The sequence below is a fragment of the Stenotrophomonas sp. 17(2023) genome (assembly GCF_030345315.1).
Classification (GTDB): Bacteria; Pseudomonadota; Gammaproteobacteria; order Xanthomonadales; family Xanthomonadaceae; genus Stenotrophomonas; species Stenotrophomonas acidaminiphila.
Genome location: NZ_CP128405.1, coordinates 2,888,054 through 2,910,366 on the forward strand (window position 1 = coordinate 2,888,054; position 22,313 = coordinate 2,910,366).

The window sequence follows — 22,313 nt, forward strand, 5'->3', positions numbered from 1 at the left end:
GGCAGGGCCCGCGCGCGGAGGCGTCTTCTTCGACGCCCGCCGCACGCCCCGGGCCTTGGCCACGTACATGCCTGACCTTGGCCGCCCCGTCGTCGCCGCCGCGGACACTGGCGCGATCAATGTCAGCGTCGCCGACGTGCTGGCCGCGCAGGCGCGGCTGCGGCGCTTCCTGCCGCCCACCCCGCTGCACTACGCCGAGCGCTTCGGCACCTGGTTGAAGCTGGAGAACCTGCAGCGCACCGGCTCCTACAAGGTGCGCGGCGCGCTGAACGCGATGCTGGCCGCACTGGAACGCGGCGACGAGCGGCCGGTGATCTGCGCCTCGGCCGGCAACCACGCCCAGGGCGTGGCCTGGGCCTCGTTCCGGCTGGGCGTGCAGGCCATCACGGTGATGCCGCACGGCGCGCCGGCCACCAAGATCGCCGGCGTGCAGCACTGGGGCGCCACCGTGCGCCAGCACGGCAACAGCTACGACGAGGCCTATGCCTTCGCCCGCGAGCTGGCCGAACAGAACGGCTACCGCTTCCTGTCCGCGTTCGACGACCCGGACGTGATCGCCGGCCAGGGCACGCTGGGCATCGAGATCGCACCGCACGCGCCGGACGTGGTGATCGTGCCCATCGGCGGCGGCGGCCTGGCCTCGGGCGTGGCGCTGGCACTGAAGTCGCAGGGCGTGCGCATCATCGGCGCCCAGGTCGAGGGCGTGGACTCGATGGCGCGCGCGATCAAGGGCGACGTGCGCGAGATCGCCCCGGTCGCCACCCTGGCCGACGGCGTCAAGGTCAAGATCCCCGGCTTCATCACCCGCCGCCTGTGCGCCAGCCTGCTCGACGACGTGGTCATCGTGCGCGAAGCCGAACTGCGCGAAACCCTGGTGCGGCTGGCGCTGGAAGAACACGTCATCGCCGAAGGCGCCGGCGCGCTGGCGCTGGCCGCCGGCCGCCGCGTCGCCGGCAAGCGCAAGTGCGCGGTGGTGTCCGGCGGCAACATCGACGCCACCGTGCTGTCCACGCTGCTGTCCGAAGTGCGCCCCAGCCCGCCGCGCAAACCCCGGCGGCGCAACGCCGAACGACTTAGAAGCCGCGTCGCCCCCAACGCGCCGCGGCCCTCCCGAAACGAACATCCCAACATCATCGCACCCGCTGTCGAGGAGACCCTCTGGTGACTACTCCAACCATCAACACCCCGCGAATTACCATCTTCGACACGACCCTGCGCGATGGCGAACAGTCACCGGGCTGCAGCATGACCCCACCGCAGAAGCTGGTGATGGCGCGCGCCCTGGCCGAGCTGGGCATGGACGTGATCGAAACCGGCTTCCCGGCAAGTTCCCAATCCGACCGCGAGGCCATGGCGCTGATCGGCCGCGAGATACGCGACCCGGTGCTGGCGGTGCTGTCGCGCTGCCTGCCCGGCGACATCGAGACCTCGGCCAGGGCACTGGAAGCCGCGGCACGGCCGCGCCTGCACGTGTTCCTGTCCACCAGCCCGCTGCACCGCGAGCACAAGCTGCGCATGAGCCGGGAGCAGGTGCTGGAATCGGTGCACAAGCACGTGAGCATGGCGCGCGGCTACATCGACGACGTCGAGTTCTCGGCCGAGGACGCCACCCGCACCGAGCTGGATTTCCTGACCGAAGTGGCGCAGGTGGCCATCGCCGCCGGCGCGCGCACCATCAACCTGCCCGACACCGTGGGCTTCACCACGCCGGACGAGATCCGCGCGATGTTCAAGCACGTCATCGGCAACGCCGCCGGCGCCGACACGGTCATTTTCAGCGCCCACTGCCACAACGACCTGGGTCTGGCCGTGGCCAACTCGCTGGCCGCCATCGAAGGCGGCGCGCGCCAGGTGGAAGGCTCGGTCAACGGCATCGGCGAGCGCGCCGGCAACTGCGCGCTGGAAGAGATCGCCATGGTGCTGAAGGTGCGCAACGCGTTCTACAACTTCGATACCGGCTTCGACACCCGCCGCATCGTGCCGACCTCGCAGCTGCTGCAGCGGCTGGTGGGCATGCCGGTCCAGCGCAACAAGGCCATCGTCGGCGCCAACGCGTTCGCGCACGAGTCGGGCATCCACCAGCACGGCATGCTGCGCAACCGCAACACCTACGAGATCATGCGCCCGGAAGACGTGGGCTGGGAGTCCTCGCAGATGGTGCTGGGCCGCCACAGCGGCCGCGCCGCGGTCGAGGCGCGCCTGCGTGCGCTGGGCTACTGGCTGGAAGAGGAAGAGCTGAAGCTGGTGTTCGACCAGTTCAAGGCGCTGTGCGAGCAGCAGCGCGTGGTTACCGACGCCGACCTGCAGACCCTGATGCAGGGCAACTCCGGCGGCGACGGCTACCGCCTGGCGTCGATGACCATCAGCGACGTCGGCAGCCGCGCCAACGCACTGGTCGAACTGTCCGATCCGGAAGGCAACCGCGTGGCCGAGACCGCGCAGGGCGACGGCCCGGTGGATGCGCTGTTCTCGGCGCTGTCGGCCGCCACCGGCGTGCAGCTCACCCTGGACAGCTACCACGTGCACAGCGTCGGCATCGGCGCCGACGCGCGCGGCGAGGCCAACCTGGGCGTGCGCCACGAAGGCAACATCTACGAGGGCACCGGCACCAGCCGTGACATCATCGAGGCCAGCGCGCTGGCCTGGCTGGACGTCACCAACCGCCTGCTGCGCCAGCGCGAAGGCAGCAAGACCCAGGAAGCCGTCAGCGCCTGAGCGCGACGGCCCCTCACAGGCAACGGAACCAACACGCAATGAGCTCCGCACCCAAGACCCTGTACGACAAACTGTGGGACGCGCATGTCGTCGTCCCCGAAAGCGACAGCGCCCCGGCCGTGCTGTACATCGACCTGCACCTGATCCACGAGGTCACCTCGCCGCAGGCGTTCACCGAGCTGCGCGAGCGCGGACTGAAACCGCGCCGCCCGGACCGCACCAAGGCGACCATGGACCACTCCACCCCGACCCTGCCGGCCGCTGCCGACGGCAGGCTGCCGTATGCGAGCAAGGCCTCCGAGGCGCAGGTGCAGATGCTCGCGAAGAACTGCGCCGAGTACGGCATCGAACTGTTCGACATGGCCTCCAGCAGCCGCGGCATCGTCCACGTCATCGCCCCCGAGCAGGGCTTCACCCAGCCGGGCATGACGATTGTCTGTGGCGACAGCCACACCTCCACCCACGGCGCGTTCGGCGCGCTGGCCTTCGGCATCGGCACCAGCGAAGTGGGCCACGTGCTGGCCACGCAGTGCCTGCTGCAGCGCAAGGCCAGGACCATGTCGATCACCGTCGACGGCGAACTGGCACCGGGCGTCGGCGCCAAGGACGTGGTGCTGCACATCATCGGCGTGATCGGGGTCAACGGCGGCACCGGCCACGTGCTGGAATTCCGCGGTTCCACCATCGCCGCGATGGACATGGAACAGCGCATGACCCTGTGCAACATGTCCATCGAGGCCGGCGCCCGCGCTGGCATGGTCGCACCGGACCAGACCACCTTCGACTGGGTCGCCCGCACCCCGCGTGGCCCCAAGGGCGCCGACTTCGACAAAGCGGTCGCCTACTGGAAGACGCTGCGCAGCGACGACGGCGCACGCTTCGACGTGGAAGTGCGCATCGACGCCGCCGACATCCGCCCCACCCTGACCTGGGGCACGCACCCGGGCACCGCCATCGCGGTGGACGCGCCGATCCCGGCCGCCAACGACGCCGCCGCGCAGAAGGGCCTGGACTACATGAAGTTCGAGGCCGGCCACGCACTGGCCGGCACGCCGGTGGACGTGGTGTTCGTTGGCTCCTGCACCAACGGCCGCCTGAGCGACATGCGCGAGGTGGCGCAGGTGCTGCGCGGCCGCCGCGTCGCCGCCGGCGTGCGCATGCTGGTGGTGCCCGGCTCGGAAATCGTCAAGCGCGACGCCGAGGCCGAGGGCATCCACGACATCGTGCGCGCCGCCGGCGCCGAATGGCGCGAACCCGGCTGCTCGATGTGCATCGCCATGAACGGCGACCTGGTCGCGCCGGGGCAACTGGCGGTGAGCACCAGCAACCGCAATTTCGAGGGCCGCCAGGGCCCCGGCTCGCGCACCCTGCTGGCCTCGCCGCTGAGCGCGGCCTGGGCCGCGGTGAACGGCAAGGTCGCCGACGTGCGCGAACTGTTCGACCAGGAGGTGGCGTGATGGCCGGTTTCCGTACCCTGACCTCGCGCAGCGTGGTGCTGCGCCAGACCAACATCGACACCGACCAGATCATCCCGGCGCGGTTCCTGTCCACCACCGAGCGTGCCGGCCTGGGCAAGAACGCCTTCAACGACTGGCGCTGGCAGGCCGATGGCGCGCCGAACCCGGAGTTCGCCTTCAACCAGCCGCAGAACGCCGGTCGCTCGATCCTGCTGGCCGGGCGCAACTTCGGCTGCGGCTCCTCGCGCGAGCACGCGCCGTGGGCGCTGACCGACCTGGGCCTGCGCGCAATCGTGAGCAGCGAGATCGCCGACATCTTCCGCGGCAATGCGCTGAAGAACGGCCTGCTGCCGATCGTGCTGGACGAAGCCGACGTGCAGGAACTGATGCAGCGCCCGGACGACGAGCTGACCATCGACGTGGCCGCGCGCGAACTGCGCACCCCCGCCGGCAAGGTGTACACCTTCCCGCTGGACGGCTTCTCGCAGACCTGCCTGCTGGAAGGCGTGGACCAGCTGGGCTGGCTGCTCGGCCGCGTGGACGAGATCGAACGCTACGAGGCCGCGCGCGCGGCGTGACGCCCCCTACCGCCCGCACCCGCCGCCACGGGTGCCGGGCCGAACGACAGCAACAGGACAACCGGAACCCCCATGCAAGCCAACATCGTCGTACTGCCGGGTGACGGCATCGGCCCCGAGATTACCGTCGCCGCGGTGGACGTGCTCAAGGCCATCGCCACGCGCTTCGGCCATGACTTCACTTTCAGCGAACACGACATCGGCGGCATCGCCATCGACAACCACGGCGAGCCGCTGCCGGCCGCCACCCTGGACGCGTGCAGCAAAGCCGACGCGGTGCTGCTCGGCGCCGTCGGCGGGCCCAAGTGGTCCGACCCCAACGCCAGGGTGCGCCCGGAACAGGGCCTGCTGGCGATCCGCAAGGCGCTGGGCCTGTTCGCCAACCTGCGCCCGGTGCGCACCCACCCGGCCGCGCTGCACGCCTCGCCGATCAAGCCCGAGCTGCTCGCGGACGTGGACTTCGTGGTGGTGCGCGAGCTGACCGGCGGCATCTACTTCGGCGACAAGACCCGCGACGCCGACAGCGCCAGCGACCTGTGCCGCTACACCGTGGCCGAGATCGAGCGCGTGCTGCGCAGCGCCTTCCGCCTGGCCCGGCAGCGCCGCGGCAAGCTGACCTCGGTGGACAAGGCCAACGTGCTGGAAACCTCGCGGCTGTGGCGCGACGTCGCCGCGCGCATCGGCCGCGAGGAATTCCCGGACGTGGAACTGGAACACCAGCTGGTCGATTCCATGGCCATGCACCTGATCGCCAAGCCGCGCGCCTACGACGTGATCGTCACCGAGAACATGTTCGGCGACATCCTCACCGACGAGGCCTCGATGCTGGCCGGCTCGCTGGGCCTGCTGCCGTCCGCCTCGCTGGGCGAACAGGGCAAGGTGGGTATCTTTGAACCCATCCACGGCTCGGCGCCGGACATCGCCGGCAAGGGCATCGCCAACCCCTACGCCACCATCCTCAGCGCGGCCATGCTGCTGCGCCACTCGCTGGGTCTGGAGGCCGAAGCCGCCGCCGTCGAGCAGGCGGTGGCCGCCGCGCTGGACGACGGCCTGTTCACCGCCGACCTGGCCGCGCGGGGACGAGCGCTTTCCACATCCCAGGCGGCGCAGGCGGTGCTCGCCCGCCTGCAATGACCCACGACGCGGCCCCCGGGCCGCGTTTTTCGTTATGGCTGTCCTGTTGTTGTCCTTTCCCCACCTTCAGGAGGAATGCCCTTGAACCACCGCAGTCCCGACGCGTTCCTTGCGTACGTCGCCCGCCGCGACCCTGACCAGCCCGAGTTCCTGCAGGCGGTCAAGGAAGTCACCCTCAGCCTCTGGCCGTTCCTGCAGCAGCACCCGCAGTACGTGCGGCATGGCCTGCTCGAACGCCTGGTGGAACCGGAACGGGTCATCCAGTTCCGCGTGGCCTGGGCCGACGACAGCGGCCGCACCCACGTCAACCGCGCCTTCCGCGTGCAGCACAGCGCGGCCATCGGCCCGTTCAAGGGCGGCATGCGCTTCCACCCCTCGGTGAACCTGTCGATCCTGAAGTTCCTGGCCTTCGAGCAGACCTTCAAGAACGCGCTGACCACCCTGCCCATGGGCGGCGGCAAGGGCGGCGCGGACTTCGACCCCAAGGGCAAGAGCGAAGGCGAGGTGATGCGCTTCTGCCAGGCGCTGATGCTGGAGCTGTACCGCCACCTCGGCGCGGACACCGACGTGCCGGCCGGCGACATCGGCGTGGGCGCGCGCGAGGTCGGCTTCATGGCCGGCATGATGAAGAAACTCAGCAACGACGCCGCCTGCGTGTTCACCGGCAAGGGCCTGGCCTACGGCGGCAGCCTGATGCGCCCGGAAGCCACCGGCTACGGCACCGTCTACTTCGTCGAGCAGATGCTGCACCACGCCCGCCGCGAAACCCACGGCGCCAGGGTGCTGATCTCCGGCTCCGGCAACGTCGCCCAGTTCGCCGCGCTCAAGGCCGCCGAACTCGGCGGCAAGGTCCTCACCTTTTCCGACTCCGGCGGCACCCTCTACGCCCGCGACGGCTTCGACGAACAGGCCATGCAGGACGTGATGACGCTGAAGAACGACCGCCGCGGCCGCCTGTCCGAACTGGCCGGCGACAAACGCTTCGAATTCCTCGAAGGCCGCCGCCCATGGCACATCCCCGCCGACATCGCCCTGCCCTGCGCCACCCAGAACGAACTGGACGAGACCGACGCCCGCACCCTCGTGCACAACGGCGCCCTGTGCGTGGCCGAAGGCGCCAACATGCCCTCCACCCTGGAAGCGGTGGACGTGTTCCTGCAGGCCGGCACCCTCTACGCCCCCGGCAAGGCCAGCAACGCCGGCGGCGTCGCCACCTCCGGCCTGGAAATGAGCCAGAACGCACTGCGCCTGTCCTGGCGCCACGCCGACGTGGACGAACGCCTGCACGTGATCATGAAAGAAATCCATGCCAACTGCGTGCAGCATGGCAAGCGTGCCGATGGCAGCGTCAACTATGTCGATGGCGCGAATATCGCGGGGTTCGTGAAGGTGGCCGATGCGATGTTGGCGCAGGGGTTGTATTGAGGTTTGCGCGTCCCTTCTTTTGATCGGGAGGAGGGACGCCGCTGTACCTGGTTCAAGCAACACACCCCTTCAAGGGCATGAGCGCTTGCGCTATGCAGAGCAATTCGGGGTGTAATCGATATGATCGCAAACGCGCGGTGTTTACTGTCGGCCTCGGAACCTCGCCCCCCCATTCCTCCCAAGCCACTGATATTCCCGGCATCATCGCATCTTCACATTGGCGCCAGAAAGCGAGACACTTGAGCAACGCCGCGATTAGGCGGTCGAATAGGCGTTAGGCCCCTCTGGGAGAGAATGTGGCTGAACTAGTAACGGACTGTCCACGATGCGGATCGGCCAAGACGACATTTGACGTTCTTGAGGCCACGCTTATACGCAACGAATACGGCTGGCAGAACTGGCGGGAGGCCTTCTGTGTTTGCCGGCACTGCGGGCGCTCTACTGTTTTCGTCGTTGCTGACGAAGGCGTTAGAGAAGCTGAATATATTTCGCAGAAGGGGCTAAGCAACCTTCCCGGCTCAATCAACAAGATCATCAGGATTCAGGGTTACGTAACAGCCAAGGATCGAGATGCGACGCCTCCTCCCGAGCACCTGCCCCCAGAGATACATGCCGCTTTCGTCGAGGGCGCAACTTGCTTGGCGGTCAACTGCTATAACGCCGCGGGAACGATGTTCCGCCTTTGCGTCGACAAGGCAACTCGTGCGCTACTACCGCCTGACGATGCCGGCGGCCTAAACGCCAAAATCAGGCGAAATTTAGGGCTGCGGCTGCCTTGGCTAATAGACGCCGCCCTGCTGCCCGAGGCCCTCCGTGAGCTGTCTTCGTGCATCAAAGACGATGGAAACGACGGGGCGCACGATGGAACGCTAGCAAAACAGGACGCTGAGGACCTACTGGATTTCACGTTCGTCTTGCTGGAGCGGCTCTTTACGGAGCCGGCGCGGCTTCGCATTGCCAACGAGCGGCGCTTGGCCCGTCGCGAGAAGGGGCCTAACTAATCGTTCAAGCCGACACCGCTTCGCGGCGCGGCTTAATTCAGGCGCTAGGGTGCAGGGCAGGTCAGGGGGATCTGATGCTTGATGTCGTAACAACATCCTTTTACATCAAGTCTCCTGTCTTCGATAAGGACGACTTTGCGCACTACTCCACGCAGCTGTTTGATCAGTGGGACGGCTATGTTGAAACCTATCTCAACCTACCTGATTACGCGGTTACTCTTGTAGTTGAGGAAGGCTCTATCAAGGGCCTGGGCAAGATAGCGGCTACTGCGGGAGCGCTCTATATCGCGATCGGCAACTACGGCGGGTTCGTGTCCGGCGTTCAAGCGATTCGGGAGCATGCGTCATATGTTACAAACGCGCTCTTTGATCAAGCAAAGCAGAACTTTGGCTGCGGAAGCGCGCGGGGCAATTCGAAGCAAAGTGGCGGAGAGATTTACTACCTTAAGAGCCTCTTTGATCGTGTTCAGGCCGGCCAACTCACATCTGATCAGGCAGTAGCTGAGGTCCAGGACCGCTGGGGGCAAGAGGTGGCCAACTCACCAGAACTGCTGAAGGATCTCGCGTCAAGCTTGGATAAGGCTCCACGGCATCCTGAGCAGCTTCCCATGTCGGACGAGTTCTGGGAGCCGTGCGAAGAAGTCGAAAAGCCCACACGCCCGCCCAAGCCAAAACCTCCCCGCCGTCCCGAATTGCCGATCCCTCAGCATTACAGAATCGAGATTTTTCGCCAGCGGAAGGGTGGCAACAAGAAGATTAATCTTACAAGGGTGTAGTAATGAGGCCCTGCACCCTAACAATTTATTCAAGCCAACACCATTTCGCGGTGCGAATTAATTAACTCATTATACGGCAGGACATATGATTGTGCGTTCCAGAATTGTTAATGCAATTAACATTGCCGGCTCCATCGCTTCAATTACTGGCATTACTCTACTGGCAACAGCAAGAAACGTCAGCGCGATCCAAGCATCGCTAGTGATTTCTTATGCAATGTCGGCGACTCTGTTTCTCTGTATTGCCGGAATATGCCTTTATGGCATAGACGCCTTGCGCCGCATTGTTTCGGTAAAATTTGGCATAAGCGCATCAATTCTAGTTTGTGCCATATCATGTGCACTAGCCGTCTGGGGACTAATTTATGCGGCACTTTTCTTAAGGATGCTCGCCATAGAGGAGTTCAAGTGGCTGTTGGATCAACTCTTTAACTAGCCATATAACAATTCATTCAAACCGACGCCACTTCGCGGCGCGGCTTAATTCAGGCATTAGCCCCCATGCATGAGCGCTTTCGGCAGCACGTAGAATTCCTTCACCCCTCGTTTGAGTCACTTCTTCGTAGCGCGCACTTCACCTTTGGTTTGCTACCCAAGGATTTGCCCAGAGCTGGCATCTACCTCTTTAGCGAGGCTGACAGACATCTTTACGTAGGCCGCACCAATAGCATTCGCAAACGGCTTCAGCAACACTGCCGGCCAGGCTCCACGCATAACAGCGCTCCGTTTGCTTTTCGCCTTGCACGTGAGGCTCGCAACGCTCTCAAAGCCACGTACAAGAAGGAGGGATCACGCGCCCACCTCATCCAAGATCCGGAGTTTGCTAAAGCATTTACCGCGGCCAAGGCCCGCCTGCGCGCCATGCACATCCGCGTCGTAGAGGAGAGCAATCCGCTTCGGCAAGCCCTGCTAGAGATGTATGTCGCCGTGTCATTAGAGGCACCCTACAATGACTTCGACAATCACTAGTGCGGGCTAACAATTCATTCAAGCCGACGCCGCTTCGCGGCGCGGCTTAATTCAGACGTTATGCGCTATGGACAAATCGATGAGCATTCCGAAAGTCTTCGTTTCCTACTCCCACGACAGCATGGAGCACAAGAAGTGGGTACTCGATCTCGCCACACGCCTCCGCAACAACGGCATTGATGCCAGCCTGGATCAATGGGACCTCCGTCCGGGAGACGACCTGCCAGCCTTCATGGAGAGGAATCTGAGGTCCGCAGATCGAGTGCTGATGGTCTGCACGACGAAATATGTAGAGAAAGCAAATTCAGGAAAAGGCGGCGTTGGCTACGAGAAGATGATCATCACGTCTGACCTACTTCGAAATATCGAATCCAGTAAAGTTATCCCAGTCATTAGGCAGGCCGGAACTGCAGATGTACCGACTTTTCTTAAAAGCAAGCTTTACATCGATTTCTCGCGTCATGACCAAGACGAATTTGCCTTCGACGAACTCGTTCGCGCCATCCACAGCGCACCACTCTATGAAAAGCCGCCAATTGGCAACAACCCATTTCAGCCAGTCTCGGAGGTACGGCCCGACAAGACGGGCGACCCGATGAAGACGTTGATGGCGCAAATAGTAGCTGACTTTGAAGCTGGCGCTGATTACACGATCTATAAGGATCTTATTGGTGCACTAGGTATATCGCGAGTCTACTTGGATATTCTTGTTACACAGGCCATTGAAAGAAGGCTCGTCACTGCCGACCGAGACGGTGACTTGTATCTGTCTGAGCGTGGCAAACAATACGCGGTAGAGCATCGCTTAGTTCACATCTAGCACATAGCAGTTCATTCAAGCCGACGCCACTTCGCGGCGCGAATTAATTCAGGCGTTAGCTGCCAGATTTACATCGAAATAGTCATGGACGGGTTTAGCCCGCCCATGACCATCAAGCAAGGCTATTCCTCAGCAGCAATCACGATGCCGCGCGGGGTCACTATCACCCGCGCGTTCTGGCCGACTTTGAGGCCGGCGGCCTCCAGCCAGTCGCCGCACAGTCGCAGGTAGGGCACCTGCCGGGGCTTGAAGCGGCGGTCCTTTTCCTTGGCGCGGCTTTCGTAGTACTGGCAGCCGACTTTCAGGGTGCGCGATTTGAGCGGGGTTCCGACCTGCTTGGTCATGACGATCTCCTACGATTCGTTCTGTCTATTTCGCCTCCTGTTCAGAGAGGCGGCCGGGTGCTTGAACACGGTCGTAGGGCCGCCCGCAGCTTTTCCCTTTCGGGTCTTGCATGACTGCGCGCCACCCGGCCATAGAAAACGCGGGGCACAAAAATGCCACTGTGCTGTCGGGAGTGGCTTCCGCCTACGAAGGTGTGTTCAGCACCTAGGTAGGATGTAAACACCGCCTTTCGGCAGGGTCAACGTCAGCCAATCACCCGCAGCCGCCCCAGAGTTACCCGATCCCGCTGCTCCAGGTCCTGCACGGTTTCCACTTCGCCGAAGCCGCCCTGCTCCAGCAGCGCGCGGATGGCCGGGCCCTGGTCCCAGCCGTGTTCGAGCAGCAGCCAGCCGCCGGGGACGAGGTGGTCGGGGGCGCCGGCGATGATTTCGCGGATGGCGTCCAGGCCGTCGGCGCCGGAGGCCAGCGCCGGGGGCGGTTCGAAGCGCAGGTCGCCCTGCTGCAGGTGCGGGTCGCCGGCGGCGATGTAGGGCGGGTTGCTGACGATCATGTCGAAGCGGTCCGCGCCCAGCGCGGCGTACCAGTGACCGCGGCGGAACCACACGTTGTCCAGGCCGTGGGCCTGGGCATTCTTCACCGCCACGGCCAGGGTGGGGCCGAGCAGGTCGGTGGCCATCACCGTGGCCAGCGGGCGTTCGCTGGCGATGGACAGGGCGATGGCGCCGCTGCCGGTGCCCAGGTCGGCAACGCGGGCCATGTGGTCGGGCGGCAGGCGCGCCAGCGCCTGTTCCACCAGCAGCTCGGTTTCCGGGCGCGGGATCAGGGTGGCGACGTTGACCTGCAGGTCCAGGGTCCAGAAGCCGCGGCGGCCGGTGAGGTAGGCCAGCGGGTGGCCTTCGGCGCGGCGCTGCAGCAGCAGTTCGAAGCGCTGGCGGGCGTCGTCGTCCACCGGGTCGGTGGCGTGGGCGAACAGCCAGGCGCGGTCCACGCCCAGCACGTGCAGCAGCAGTTGTTCGGCCTCGTGCCGGGCGTCCTCGCCGGGCAGCCGGGCGGCGCCTTCCCGCAACAGCGCGGCAACCTGGGGGGTGGACACTTCACTACCTCTTCGCGGGACGTTTCCGGGACCGGGAGGATAGTCACCCGGCCTGCCGCTGCCTACCGCGGCGGCGCGGGTCCGGGATCGAGCCTGCCTATGCCGCCCGTTCAGGTTTGGGCCAGATGCTGGCTTGGAAAGCCGTAAAACGCGCCCGATATCGGGGTGAGGGCCCGCTGCCGGGGCCGAATCAATAGCCAATACCTATTGATGCGATGCATTCAATTCATTTGTTTTATTAGGCGCTGCCTATTAGCCTGTGCTCCACGGTTCACCACCCGTCCCTTCAACCAAGAGGAAGTTCCATGTCCCTTATCAACACCCAGGTCCAGCCGTTCAAGGTCAACGCCTTCCACAACGGCAAGTTCATCGAAGTCACCGAGGAAAGCCTGAAGGGCAAGTGGTCGGTGCTGATCTTCATGCCGGCGGCCTTCACCTTCAATTGCCCGACCGAGATCGAAGACGCGGCCGAGCATTACGCCGAGTTCCAGAAGGCGGGCACCGAGGTCTACATCGTCACCACCGACACCCACTTCTCGCACAAGGTGTGGCACGAGACCTCGCCGGCCGTGGGCAAGGCCAAGTTCCCGCTGATCGGCGACCCGACCCACCAGCTGACCAACGCCTTCGGCGTGCACATTCCGGAAGAAGGCCTGGCCCTGCGCGGCACCTTCGTGATCAACCCGGAAGGCGTGATCAAGACCATGGAAGTGCATTCCAACGAGATCGCGCGTGACGTGTCCGAGACCCTGCGCAAGCTGAAGGCCGCCCAGTTCACCGCCGCGCACCCGAACGAAGTGTGCCCGGCCAAGTGGAAGGAAGGCGAAAAGACCCTGACCCCGTCGCTGGACCTGGTCGGCAAGATCTAAGCGCCGGCAACCGGTGGAGGGAACCAGCAGGCAGTAGCAGCCAGGTTCCGCTCCCTGCACTCCCACCCCGCCCTGCGGCGGGTGTGGGGGTGAACCGAAACCGCGCCGCGCCAGCCCGTGGTTCTGCCCGCCAGGCGCGGTTTCGGTTCACCCCTACTTTCCCGGCGGGTTGCCCTGGCAACCGCGTCCTCCCCCCGTTTTGCCTCGAACAAGGAGTTGCGCCGTGCTCGACGACACCCTCAAGACCCAGTTGCAGCAGTACATGGGCCTGCTGCGCCAGCCGCTGCGGCTGATCGCCTCGCTCGACGACAGCGCCGCCAGCAACGACATGCGCAGCCTGCTGGCGGACATCGTGGCCGCCGGCAACGGCAAGATCAGCCTGGACACCACGGGCAGCGATGCGCGCCGGCCGTCGTTCGTGATTGCCCGCGAGGGCGAAAGCCACGGCGTGCGCTTTGCCGGCCTGCCGCTGGGCCACGAATTCGAATCGCTGGTGCTGACCCTGCTGTGGACCGGCGGCCATCCGCCGAAGGTGGCGCCGGAGGTGATCGACGGCATCAAGGCGGTGGACGGCGAGTTCGCCTTCGAGGTGTACATGTCGCTGACCTGCCACAACTGCCCGGACGTGGTGCAGGCGCTGGCGCTGATGGCCATCGTCAACCCGAAGATCAGCACCACGGTGATCGAGGGCGGCGCGTTCCAGCAGGAAGTGGAGCAGCGCCAGGTGATGGCGGTGCCGATGGTGTTCCAGGGCGGTGAGATGTTCGACTCCGGGCGCATGACCCTGGAGCAGATCCTGGCGCGGCTGGACACCGGCGCGGCCAGGCGCGAAGCCGCGAAGATCGCCGCCAAGGACCCGTTCGACGTGCTGGTGGTGGGCGGTGGCCCGGCCGGCGCGGCCGCGGCGATCTACGCCGCGCGCAAGGGCATCCGCACCGGCGTGGCGGCCGAGCGCTTCGGCGGCCAGGTGCTGGACACCATGGCCATCGAGAACTTCATTTCGGTGCAGTACACCGAAGGCCCGAAGCTGGCCGCGGCGCTGGAGCAGCACGTGCGCGAGTACGAGGTGGACATCATGAACCTGCAGCGCGCCACCCGGCTGGTGCCGGCCGGTGCCGATGGCCTGGTGGAAGTGGAGCTGGAAAACGGCGCGTCGCTGAAGTCCAAGAGCGTGATCCTGTCCACCGGTGCGCGCTGGCGGCAGATGAACGTGCCCGGCGAGGACGCGTACCGCAACAAGGGCGTGGCCTACTGCCCGCACTGCGACGGCCCACTGTTCAAGGGCAAGCGCGTGGCGGTGATCGGCGGCGGCAACTCCGGGGTCGAGGCGGCCATCGACCTGGCCGGCATCGTCAGCCACGTCACCGTGTTCGAGTTCGACAGCAAGCTGCGCGCCGACCAGGTGCTGCAGGCCAAGCTGCACAGCCTGCCGAACGTGACCGTGGTGCTCAACGCGCAGACCACCGAGGTGCTGGGCGACGGCCAGAAGGTCACCGGCCTGGTGTACACCGACCGCGTCGGCGGCGATTCGCACCGGGTGGAGCTGGAAGGCATCTTCGTGCAGATCGGCCTGCTGCCGAACACCGAGTGGCTGCGTGGCACCGTGGAGCTGAGCCCGCGCGGCGAGATCGTCATCGACGAGCGTGGCCAGACCAGCGTGCCGGGCGTGTTCGCCGCCGGCGACTGCACCACGGTGCCGTACAAGCAGATCATCATTGCCATGGGTGCCGGCTCCACCGCGGCGCTGAGTGCGTTCGACCACCTGATCCGCACGTCGGCACCGCAGCCGGCGCCGGCGGTGGCGGAGACCGCCTGATGTTCACCGCCCCTCTCGCTTTGCGGTGAGAGGGGCGGTTTGCGAACCCCGGCTTCGCGGCCCGCCGAACGCCCCTGCGCCAGCGCAGGGGCCGGGGCCGGGGCACGAAGCGGAGGCCGGGGTGAAGGCAAGGCGCAGCGCCCTGTGCTGTCTGCATGCACGACGCTGTGCCCCTGCCCTCATCCGCCCCTGCGGGGCACCTGCATGCGGCGCATCCCCGTGCCGCACCCTCCGGGCGGCGTTGCCGTGCGGCCTGGCCGCCCTGCCAGGCTGGCTGCCGACGGAGCAGGAAACGACGTTTGGAGGCCGGAATGAACCTGCGTGACCTCAAGTACCTGGTGGCGCTGGCCGAGCACAAGCACTTCGGCCGCGCGGCGGCGGCGTGCTTCGTCAGCCAGCCCACGCTGTCCACCCAGATCAAGAAGCTGGAGGAAGAGCTGGGCGTGCCGCTGGTGGAGCGCGCGCCGCGCAAGGTCATGCTGACCCCGGCCGGGCGCGAGGCCGCCGCGCGCGCGCGCGGCATCGTGGCCGAGGTCGAGCAGATGAAGGAGGCCGCGCGCCGCAGCCGCGACCCGGAGGCCGGCACCGTGCGCCTGGGCATTTTCCCCACGCTGGGGCCGTACCTGCTGCCGCACGTGGTGCCGGCGATCCGCGCGCGCTTCCCGCAGCTGGAACTGCTGCTGGTGGAGGAAAAGAGCGACGTGCTGTTGACCCAGCTGCGCAACGGCCAGCTCGATGCGGCGCTGCTGGCGCTGCCGCTGCACGACGACCAGCTGCATGCCGAGTTCCTGTTCGAGGAGCCGTTCGTGCTGGCCGCGCCCGAAGGCCACCCGCTGGCCACGCACGCCACGCTGCGCATGGCCGACCTGGCCGACCAGCGCCTGCTGCTGCTGCAGGACGGCCACTGCCTGCGCGACCAGGCGCTGGATGTCTGCCACCTGGCCGGGGCGCTGGAAAAATCCGAATTCCAGGCCACCAGCCTGGAAACGCTGCGGCAGATGGTCGCGGCCGATGTCGGCGTCACCCTGCTGCCGATGCTGGCGGTGAAGCCGCCGGTGGCGCGCTCGCAGAACATCCGCCTGCTCGGCTTTGCCGGCGACGACGCGCCCAGCCGACGCATTGCCATGGTCTGGCGCCGCAGCTCGGCGATGAGCGAGTTCCTGCAGCAGCTGGCGGGCATTTTCCAGCGCCTGCCGCCGGACCTGCTGGCCTTGTAGGCGCCGGCCTGGCTGCGCGGCGCGGCGACCCGGCAAGCGTGTGCCGGGCGCGCCCGGCAGCTACCGGCACGCCAGGGCGCGCGGGGGCGCGCCGGGCCATGGATCCGGCGCTGCGCCCGGTGTGGAGCCGTGCCCGCAACGCACCCGTCCGCGTGCCCGCGTGCCACCTGCGCGCGCCTGAACCGGCGCCGCGGACACATTGCAACGCCGCCGCCCCGCCCCCATGATCGGGGTGGGTCGCTTCCGTTTCACAATCCCCGCACAATAGGCCCCGGGCGGTGCCGGATTGGCGCCGCCTTTTGCATGTCTCTCAACAATTGCAGGAGTTTTTTCCATGCCGACCAACAGCGGCCTGCCGCCATCGATCGTCGTCTCCAGCCGTGACATGGCCCGCCTCGAGGCCATGCTCGATTCCCCGGCCCTGAGCCGGCACCCGGCCGCCGTCGCCCTGTCCCAGGAGCTCGAACGCGCGCAGGTGCTGCCGCCGGAGGAAATCCCCGCAGGCATCGTCACCATGCATTCGCGCGTGGACTGCGTGGACGAACTGCACGACGAACAACATTCCCTGACCCTGGTCTATCCGCACGAGGCGGATTTCGACAAGGGCCGTGTCTCGGTGCTCGCGCCGGTGGGCAGCGCCCTGCTGGGCCTGTCCGTGGGCCAGACCATCGACTGGACCGCCCCCGGTGGCCGCCAGCTGCGCCTGCGCGTGACCGCCGTCCACTACCAGCCCGAAGCCGCGGGCGATTTCCACCGCTGAGCGCCGTGCGCCGGCCCCGCAACAGGAACCTGCAATGACCCGATCCAAGCTCGCCCAGCTGCGTGAACTGTCCGTCGTGGTCGCCGATACCGGCGACTACGACGCCATCAAGCGCCTGCGCCCGGTCGACTGCACCACCAACCCGACGCTGGTGCGCAAGGCGCTGGACCTGCCGGTGTACGCCGGGCTGATCGAGCGCGAACTGGAATGGGGCCGCGCCCAGCCCGGCGACCGCGCCGAGGTCGCCAAGGCGGTGGTCGACCGCCTGACCATCGGCGTGGGCACGATGCTGGCCGCGCTGGTGCCGGGCCGCGTTTCCACCGAGGTCGATGCCGACCAGGCCCACGACACCGCCGCGACCATCGCCAAGGCGCGCCAGTTCATCGCCATGTACGCAGCGGCCGGCGTGCCGCGCGACAAGGTGCTGATCAAGATCGCCGCCACCTGGGCCGGGGTGGAAGCCACCCGCGTGCTGCAGGCCGAGGGCATCGACTGCAACCTGACGCTGATCTTCAACCCGACCCAGGCGCTGGCCTGTTCGGAAGCCGGCGCGTTCCTGATCTCGCCGTTCGTCGGCCGCATCCTGGACTGGTACGTGGCTAATGGCCAGGCGCCGGCCAGCATCGACGAGGACCCGGGCGTGCGGTTCGTGCGCGGGGTGTACGCCGAGTTCAAGCGCCGCGGTTCGCCGACGGTGGTGATGGGCGCCTCGTTCCGCTCGACCGCGCAGATCGAGGCGCTGGCCGGCTGCGACCGCCTGACCATCTCGCCGGACCTGCTGGAAAAGCTCGACGCCGACCTGGGCGAGCTGCCGCGCAGGCTGGTGCCGGGCGCCGCCGAGGCGGTGCACGTCGCGCCGATCGACCAGGCGAAGTTCGACGCGGACATGGCCGCCGACCCGATGGCCACCGAGAAGCTGACCACGGGCATCGACGCCTTCGCCAAGGACCTGCAGGCGCTGCGCCAGCGCATTGCCGACGAACTGGCCCGCTGAGCCTTCGTAGGAGCGCACCTTGGTGCGCTCCTGCGGGCACCCGGGCCACGCCCCGGGTGTGTCAATGCACATGCGGAGCAAGCCCCGCATCTACGGTACCGGGTGGCTGCAGAAGATCCCGGGCTCCCGCCCTGCCGGCGGCGCATCGCCGCCGCGCTGAACCGCCGCCCCTCGCAGACGCGCGCCTTCGTGGGCGATGGGGCTTTGCCGGCAAGGCCGGCCGCGCCTCCAGGTGCGTGCCTGCAGACGCCCGGGCCATGCCCGAAGAATGTCCGGCCGCGAAGATGCATGCGGGGCAAGCCCCGCATCCAGGCTCAGAAGATTCCCAGTTCCAGCCCCGCCGCGAGCAGCGCGCCGAGTTCGCGGCCGCGCGCCAGGTCGGCCTGCGGCAGCATCTTGGGCGCGGCAATGGCTTCCGGCGTCTGCGCATGGGTGCGCACCAGCAGCGGTTCGGCCACTTCGCGCAGGCGCAGGCCGGTGGCGATGCGCCGCAGCTGGGCGATGGTCGGCTGCCCGTCCGAACCGGCGCAGACCACCAGCGCGTACGGCTTGCCGTCGCAGCGGCCCAGCAGCGGGTAGTAGCTGCGGTCGAAGAAATCCTTCATCGCACCACTGATCGAGGCCAGTGTTTCCGGGGTGGCGAACACCACCGCATCGGCGCCCAGCACGTCGTCGGCCGCGGCGTCGGCCGCGCGCAGCAGGCGCACGTCCAGCGCGTCGCCGCCCCCCTCGCGCGCCGCCTCGGCGACCGCGCCGGCCATGGCCCGGGTGGCGCCGGTGAAGCCGTGCCACACCACCAGCAACCGGCGTGGCGCGGCCTCCGCCACCTCAGGCGTCCAGCCCGATCGGGCAACTCACGCCGGTGCCGCCGATGCCGCAGTAGCCGTTCGGGTTTTTTGCCAGGTACTGCTGGTGGTAGTCCTCGGCGTAGTAGAACGGCGGCGCCGGGTACACGATCTCGGTGGTGATGTCGGCGTAGCCGGCGGCGCCCAGGCGCTGCTGGTAGGCATCGCGGCTGGCGATGGCGGCATCGAACTGTGCCTGCGTGTGGCAGTACAGCGCCGAGCGGTACTGGGTGCCGGTGTCGTTGCCCTGGCGCATGCCCTGGGTGGGGTCGTGGTTTTCCCAGAAGGTGCGCAGCACGGTGTCCAGCGCGACCCGCGCCGGGTCGAACACCACCCGCACCACCTCGGTGTGGCCGGTGAGCCCGGAACAGACTTCCTCGTAGGTGGGGTTGGGGGTGGTGCCACCCTGGTAGCCGACCGCGGTGGTCACCACGCCCGGCAGTTGCCAGAACTTGCGTTCGGCGCCCCAGAAGCAGCCCAGGCCCACGTCCAGCACGGCCAGCCCGGCGAAATCGCCACGCAGTGGCTGGCCGTTGACGTAGTGCACGTTGTGCAGCGGCAACGGCGCCTCGCGCCCCGGCAACGCTTCTTCCGGTCGCGGCAGGCGCTGCTTGAACGCGCCGATGCCCAACCGCCCGTGTCCGATACCCAGCATGGTCCGCTCCTCAGGCCGGCAGGATTCCCGGCGCTTGCTCATCGTCACAGATGGGGCCGGCCGCGGCGTCGTCCAAGCCCAGCGCGGCGACGATGTCGTCGGCCTCGGGTTTGGCCGCGTCCGGCACGCAGACCCGCAGCAGCCCGAACAGCGGCAGCTCGCCACCGGCGCCCAGCAGCGATTCACCGAACACGAAGGCCGGGATGCCCGCGTCCTCCAGCGCGTGCTTGACCAGGTGCGCGTCGAACAGGTTGTTTGTCTGGTAGACCAGTTGCATGGGGTTGTCTCCGGGAAGGGCGGGCTCAGCCCGGGCGGCACAGGGCGTCGGTGGCGGCCACGCGCGCGCTTTCCTGTTCGGCCGCCTGGCGCCACTGCTGCAGTGCCGGCAGCGCGGACAGCGCCTGCAGGTAGGCCGCGGCGGTGTCGTCCAGCGCCACGCCATAGCCGTCGAAGCGGATCGCCACCGGCGCGAACATGGCATCGACGATGCCGAAGCCGCCGAACAGGAAATCGCCGCCGGCACCGTGTTCGCGGCGCAGCGTACGCCACAGCGCCTGCACCCGGTCGATGTCGCGCTGGGCGGCGGCGTCCCAGCGGTAGCCGTCGGGCCGGCGCCGGCTGTTCATCGGCAACTGGGTGCGCAGCGCGGCGAAACCCGAGTGCATTTCGGCCGCGGCGGCACGGGCCAGCGCGCGCCGCTGCAGCTCGGCGGGCCAGCCGCGGCCGCCCAGCCAACGCTCGTTGGCGTACTCGCAGATCGCCAGCGAATCCCAGAGCACCAGCTCGCCATCGCGCAGCGCCGGCACCTTGCCGGTGGGCGAGTGGCGCAGGGCCTGGGCGGCGAACTCCGGCGTGTCCAGCGCCAGCACCACCTCGTCGAATTCGACGCCGAACTGGCGCAGCAGCAGCCAGGGGCGCAGCGACCAGGAGGAGTAGTTGCGGTTGCCGATCACCAGGACGGGGCGGGGCATGGGCGCTACCTGCGGGCGGGACGCCCAGCATAGCGCCGGTCCGGCAGCCGGCGCCCGGCTCGGCTAAACTTGCGTTCTATTTCAATACCCTGCGCCCCCATGTCCGAGAACACGCCTGCCGCTGCTGCCACGCCGGAGACGGCTCCCGCCGAAAAGCGGGACTTCATCCGCCAGATCGTCCGCGAGGACCTGGCCAGCGGCAAGCACACCGCGATCAAGACCCGCTTCCCGCCCGAGCCCAACGGCTACCTGCACATCGGCCACGCCAAGTCGATCTGCCTGAACTTCGGCATCGCCGGCGAATTCGGCGGCGTGTGCAACCTGCGCTTCGACGACACCAACCCGGCGCGCGAGGACCCCGAGTACGTGGCCGCGATCCAGGACGACGTGCGCTGGCTGGGCTTCGAGTGGAACGAGCTGCGCCACGCCTCGGATTACTTCGAGGCCTACTACCTGGGCGCGCAGAAGCTGATCCGCGACGGCAAGGCCTATGTCTGCGACCTGTCGGCCGAGGAAGTGCGCGCCTACCGCGGCACCCTGACCGAGCCGGGCCGGCCCTCGCCCTACCGCGAGCGCAGCGTCGAGGAGAACCTGGACCTGTTCGCGCGCATGCGCGCCGGCGAGTTCGCCGACGGCACCCGCACCCTGCGCGCCAGGATCGACATGGCCAGCGGCAACATCAACCTGCGCGACCCGGCGATCTACCGGATCAAGCACGTCGAGCACCAGAACACCGGCAATGCGTGGCCGATCTACCCGATGTACGACTACGCGCACGCGCTGGGCGACGCGCTGGAAGGCATCACCCATTCGCTGTGCACGCTGGAGTTCGAGGACCACCGCCCGCTGTACGACTGGTGCGTGGACAACGTCGATTTCGCCCACGACCCGGCGCTGACCCAGCCGCTGGTGGACAAGGGCCTGCCGCGCGAAGCGGCCAAGCCGCGCCAGATCGAGTTCTCGCGGCTGAACATCAACTACACGGTGATGAGCAAGCGCAAGCTGATGGCGCTGGTCACCGAGCAGCTGGTGGACGGCTGGGACGACCCGCGCATGCCGACCCTGCAGGGCCTGCGCCGGCGCGGCTACACCCCGGCGGCGATGCGCCTGTTCGCCGAGCGCGTGGGCATTTCCAAGCAGAACTCGCTGATCGATTTCAGCGTGCTGGAAGGCGCGCTGCGCGAGGACCTGGACAGCGCCGCGCCGCGCCGCATGGCGGTGATCGAGCCGCTGAAGCTGGTGCTCGGCAACCTGCCCGAAGGCCACGAGGAAATGCTGACCTTCAGCAACCACCCCAAGGACGCAGCGTTCGGCGAGCGCCAGGTGCCGTTCTCGCGCGAGCTGTGGATCGAGCGCGAGGATTTCGCCGAAGTCCCGCCCAAGGGCTGGAAGCGGCTGGTGCCGGGCGGCGAAGTGCGCCTGCGCGGCGCCGGCATCGCCCGCGTCGACGAGGTGGTGAAGAACGAGGCAGGCGAGATCGTCGAGCTGCGCGGCTGGCTGGACCCCGAGTCGCGCCCAGGCATGGAAGGCGCCAACCGCAAGGTCAAGGGCACCATCCACTGGGTCAGCGCGCGGCATGCGGTGGAAGCGGAAATCCGCCTGTACGACCGCCTGTTCTCGGTGCCGGACCCGGACGACGAAGCCGACGGCAAGAGCTACCGCGACTACCTCAACCCGGAATCGCGCCGGGTGGTCACCGGCTACGTCGAGCCGGCCGCGGCCAGCGCGGTGCCCGAGCAGTCGTTCCAGTTCGAGCGCACCGGTTACTTCGTCGCCGACCGCCGCGACCACACGGCGGACACGCCGGTGTTCAACCGCAGCGTGACCCTGCGCGACACCTGGGCCGGCTGATCCGGCGGGCGGCGCGCGCGAT

Annotated in this window: 22 protein-coding genes; 16 read left to right on the forward strand and 6 right to left on the reverse strand. The window is 67.2% G+C overall.

The window, feature by feature from the left end; translation table 11 throughout:
• Positions 1-115 precede the first annotated feature (115 nt).
• The 10 genes from QQA12_RS13020 to QQA12_RS13065 all read left to right on the forward strand — a co-directional run bounded on the left by QQA12_RS13020 (position 116) and on the right by QQA12_RS13065 (position 10,875).
• Positions 116-1,165, forward strand: coding sequence for a threonine dehydratase (locus tag QQA12_RS13020; RefSeq protein WP_233324917.1), 1,050 nt, complete (start codon positions 116-118; stop codon positions 1,163-1,165).
• Positions 1,159-2,715 (forward strand): 2-isopropylmalate synthase, encoded by a 1,557-nt coding sequence (locus QQA12_RS13025; protein WP_226049945.1) that lies wholly within the window; start codon positions 1,159-1,161, stop codon positions 2,713-2,715. The genes QQA12_RS13020 and QQA12_RS13025 overlap by 7 nt, the downstream gene beginning before the upstream one ends.
• 38 nt (positions 2,716-2,753) lie before the next feature.
• Positions 2,754-4,172, forward strand: a complete 1,419-nt coding sequence (gene leuC, locus QQA12_RS13030; protein WP_226049526.1) for a 3-isopropylmalate dehydratase large subunit — start codon at positions 2,754-2,756, stop codon at positions 4,170-4,172.
• Positions 4,172-4,750, forward strand: coding sequence for a 3-isopropylmalate dehydratase small subunit (gene leuD / locus QQA12_RS13035; RefSeq protein WP_226049527.1), 579 nt, complete (start codon positions 4,172-4,174; stop codon positions 4,748-4,750). The genes leuC and leuD overlap by 1 nt, the downstream gene beginning before the upstream one ends.
• Positions 4,751-4,822: 72 nt before the next feature.
• Positions 4,823-5,884, forward strand: coding sequence for a 3-isopropylmalate dehydrogenase (gene leuB, locus QQA12_RS13040; RefSeq protein WP_226049528.1), 1,062 nt, complete (start codon positions 4,823-4,825; stop codon positions 5,882-5,884).
• Between the two features lie 75 nt (positions 5,885-5,959).
• Positions 5,960-7,309 carry an NADP-specific glutamate dehydrogenase gene (gdhA, locus tag QQA12_RS13045; RefSeq protein WP_226049529.1) on the forward strand — a complete coding sequence of 450 codons (1,350 nt, stop codon included), beginning with the start codon at positions 5,960-5,962 and terminating at the stop codon, positions 7,307-7,309.
• A 296-nt stretch (positions 7,310-7,605) separates the two neighbouring features.
• The gene (locus QQA12_RS13050) at positions 7,606-8,310 is read left to right on the forward strand and encodes a DUF4145 domain-containing protein (protein WP_226049530.1); all 705 of its coding nucleotides are present in this window, start codon (positions 7,606-7,608) and stop codon (positions 8,308-8,310) included.
• A 74-nt stretch (positions 8,311-8,384) separates the two neighbouring features.
• Positions 8,385-9,086, forward strand: a complete 702-nt coding sequence (locus QQA12_RS13055) for a hypothetical protein (RefSeq protein WP_226049531.1) — start codon at positions 8,385-8,387, stop codon at positions 9,084-9,086.
• A gap of 85 nt (positions 9,087-9,171) precedes the next feature.
• The gene (locus tag QQA12_RS13060) at positions 9,172-9,522 is read left to right on the forward strand and encodes a hypothetical protein (RefSeq protein WP_226049532.1); all 351 of its coding nucleotides are present in this window, start codon (positions 9,172-9,174) and stop codon (positions 9,520-9,522) included.
• 612 nt (positions 9,523-10,134) lie between these two features.
• Entirely contained in the window at positions 10,135-10,875 is a 741-nt protein-coding gene (locus tag QQA12_RS13065) for a toll/interleukin-1 receptor domain-containing protein (protein WP_226049534.1), read from the forward strand.
• A 122-nt stretch (positions 10,876-10,997) separates the two neighbouring features.
• On the opposite strand, the gene QQA12_RS13070 is transcribed toward QQA12_RS13065, so the two are convergent.
• Together QQA12_RS13070 and prmC are read right to left on the reverse strand one after the other, a co-directional pair.
• Positions 10,998-11,219 (reverse strand): SymE family type I addiction module toxin, encoded by a 222-nt coding sequence (locus QQA12_RS13070; protein WP_226049535.1) that lies wholly within the window; start codon positions 11,217-11,219, stop codon positions 10,998-11,000.
• Positions 11,220-11,464: 245 nt separating this feature from the next.
• Positions 11,465-12,313 carry a peptide chain release factor N(5)-glutamine methyltransferase gene (prmC, locus tag QQA12_RS13075; protein ID WP_289211190.1) on the reverse strand — a complete coding sequence of 283 codons (849 nt, stop codon included), beginning with the start codon at positions 12,311-12,313 and terminating at the stop codon, positions 11,465-11,467.
• Between the two features lie 305 nt (positions 12,314-12,618).
• Between prmC and ahpC the strand changes: the two genes are divergently transcribed.
• From ahpC to QQA12_RS13100, 5 genes are all read left to right on the forward strand, one after another.
• Complete coding sequence (gene ahpC / locus QQA12_RS13080; RefSeq protein WP_104939538.1) at positions 12,619-13,182, forward strand: alkyl hydroperoxide reductase subunit C; 564 nt, start codon at positions 12,619-12,621, stop codon at positions 13,180-13,182.
• A 223-nt stretch (positions 13,183-13,405) separates the two neighbouring features.
• Positions 13,406-14,998, forward strand: coding sequence for an alkyl hydroperoxide reductase subunit F (ahpF, locus tag QQA12_RS13085; protein WP_226049536.1), 1,593 nt, complete (start codon positions 13,406-13,408; stop codon positions 14,996-14,998).
• Between the two features lie 311 nt (positions 14,999-15,309).
• Entirely contained in the window at positions 15,310-16,215 is a 906-nt protein-coding gene (locus QQA12_RS13090; RefSeq protein ID WP_226049537.1) for a LysR substrate-binding domain-containing protein, read from the forward strand.
• Between the two features lie 334 nt (positions 16,216-16,549).
• Positions 16,550-16,975: a nucleoside diphosphate kinase regulator gene (gene rnk / locus QQA12_RS13095; RefSeq protein WP_054667508.1), complete on the forward strand. Its 426-nt coding sequence runs from the start codon at positions 16,550-16,552 to the stop codon at positions 16,973-16,975.
• A 34-nt stretch (positions 16,976-17,009) separates the two neighbouring features.
• A complete protein-coding gene (locus tag QQA12_RS13100) occupies positions 17,010-17,969 on the forward strand; it encodes a transaldolase (protein WP_226049538.1) in 960 nt (319 codons plus the stop codon).
• Positions 17,970-18,283: 314 nt separating this feature from the next.
• Here the strand turns inward: QQA12_RS13100 and QQA12_RS13105 are convergent, their stop codons facing one another.
• From QQA12_RS13105 to QQA12_RS13120, 4 genes are read right to left on the reverse strand one after another with little or no spacing between them, the layout of a single operon-like run.
• Complete coding sequence (locus tag QQA12_RS13105) at positions 18,284-18,796, reverse strand: NAD(P)H-dependent oxidoreductase (RefSeq protein WP_226049539.1); 513 nt, start codon at positions 18,794-18,796, stop codon at positions 18,284-18,286.
• Position 18,797: 1 nt separating this feature from the next.
• On the reverse strand, positions 18,798-19,469 hold the full coding sequence (msrA, locus tag QQA12_RS13110) for a peptide-methionine (S)-S-oxide reductase MsrA (protein ID WP_161613847.1): 672 nt from the start codon (positions 19,467-19,469) through the stop codon (positions 18,798-18,800).
• A gap of 10 nt (positions 19,470-19,479) precedes the next feature.
• On the reverse strand, positions 19,480-19,746 hold the full coding sequence (locus QQA12_RS13115; protein WP_104939543.1) for a DUF2007 domain-containing protein: 267 nt from the start codon (positions 19,744-19,746) through the stop codon (positions 19,480-19,482).
• Positions 19,747-19,771: 25 nt separating this feature from the next.
• On the reverse strand, positions 19,772-20,440 hold the full coding sequence (locus QQA12_RS13120) for a glutathione S-transferase (RefSeq protein WP_104939544.1): 669 nt from the start codon (positions 20,438-20,440) through the stop codon (positions 19,772-19,774).
• Between the two features lie 99 nt (positions 20,441-20,539).
• Here QQA12_RS13120 and QQA12_RS13125 point away from each other — a divergent pair, with 99 nt between their 5' ends.
• Positions 20,540-22,291, forward strand: coding sequence for a glutamine--tRNA ligase/YqeY domain fusion protein (locus QQA12_RS13125; RefSeq protein WP_226049540.1), 1,752 nt, complete (start codon positions 20,540-20,542; stop codon positions 22,289-22,291).
• Positions 22,292-22,313: the final 22 nt, after the last annotated feature.

What these genes read in the sequence shown, in the direction of transcription:
- leuC (WP_226049526.1), top strand. Translation starts at nt 2,754, where the DNA reads ATGAGCTCCGCACCCAAGACCCTGTACGACAAACTGTGGGACGCGCAT.
- leuD (WP_226049527.1), top strand. Translation starts at nt 4,172, where the DNA reads ATGGCCGGTTTCCGTACCCTGACCTCGCGCAGCGTGGTGCTGCGCCAG.
- msrA (WP_161613847.1), bottom strand. Translation starts at nt 19,469, where the DNA reads ATGCTGGGTATCGGACACGGGCGGTTGGGCATCGGCGCGTTCAAGCAG.
- QQA12_RS13125 (WP_226049540.1), top strand. Translation starts at nt 20,540, where the DNA reads ATGTCCGAGAACACGCCTGCCGCTGCTGCCACGCCGGAGACGGCTCCC.
- gdhA (WP_226049529.1), top strand. Translation starts at nt 5,960, where the DNA reads ATGCCCTTGAACCACCGCAGTCCCGACGCGTTCCTTGCGTACGTCGCC.
- QQA12_RS13120 (WP_104939544.1), bottom strand. Translation starts at nt 20,440, where the DNA reads ATGCCCCGCCCCGTCCTGGTGATCGGCAACCGCAACTACTCCTCCTGG.
- QQA12_RS13115 (WP_104939543.1), bottom strand. Translation starts at nt 19,746, where the DNA reads ATGCAACTGGTCTACCAGACAAACAACCTGTTCGACGCGCACCTGGTC.
- QQA12_RS13090 (WP_226049537.1), top strand. Translation starts at nt 15,310, where the DNA reads ATGAACCTGCGTGACCTCAAGTACCTGGTGGCGCTGGCCGAGCACAAG.
- QQA12_RS13055 (WP_226049531.1), top strand. Translation starts at nt 8,385, where the DNA reads ATGCTTGATGTCGTAACAACATCCTTTTACATCAAGTCTCCTGTCTTC.
- rnk (WP_054667508.1), top strand. Translation starts at nt 16,550, where the DNA reads ATGCCGACCAACAGCGGCCTGCCGCCATCGATCGTCGTCTCCAGCCGT.
- ahpC (WP_104939538.1), top strand. Translation starts at nt 12,619, where the DNA reads ATGTCCCTTATCAACACCCAGGTCCAGCCGTTCAAGGTCAACGCCTTC.
- QQA12_RS13100 (WP_226049538.1), top strand. Translation starts at nt 17,010, where the DNA reads ATGACCCGATCCAAGCTCGCCCAGCTGCGTGAACTGTCCGTCGTGGTC.
- QQA12_RS13060 (WP_226049532.1), top strand. Translation starts at nt 9,172, where the DNA reads ATGATTGTGCGTTCCAGAATTGTTAATGCAATTAACATTGCCGGCTCC.
- leuB (WP_226049528.1), top strand. Translation starts at nt 4,823, where the DNA reads ATGCAAGCCAACATCGTCGTACTGCCGGGTGACGGCATCGGCCCCGAG.
- QQA12_RS13070 (WP_226049535.1), bottom strand. Translation starts at nt 11,219, where the DNA reads ATGACCAAGCAGGTCGGAACCCCGCTCAAATCGCGCACCCTGAAAGTC.
- QQA12_RS13065 (WP_226049534.1), top strand. Translation starts at nt 10,135, where the DNA reads ATGAGCATTCCGAAAGTCTTCGTTTCCTACTCCCACGACAGCATGGAG.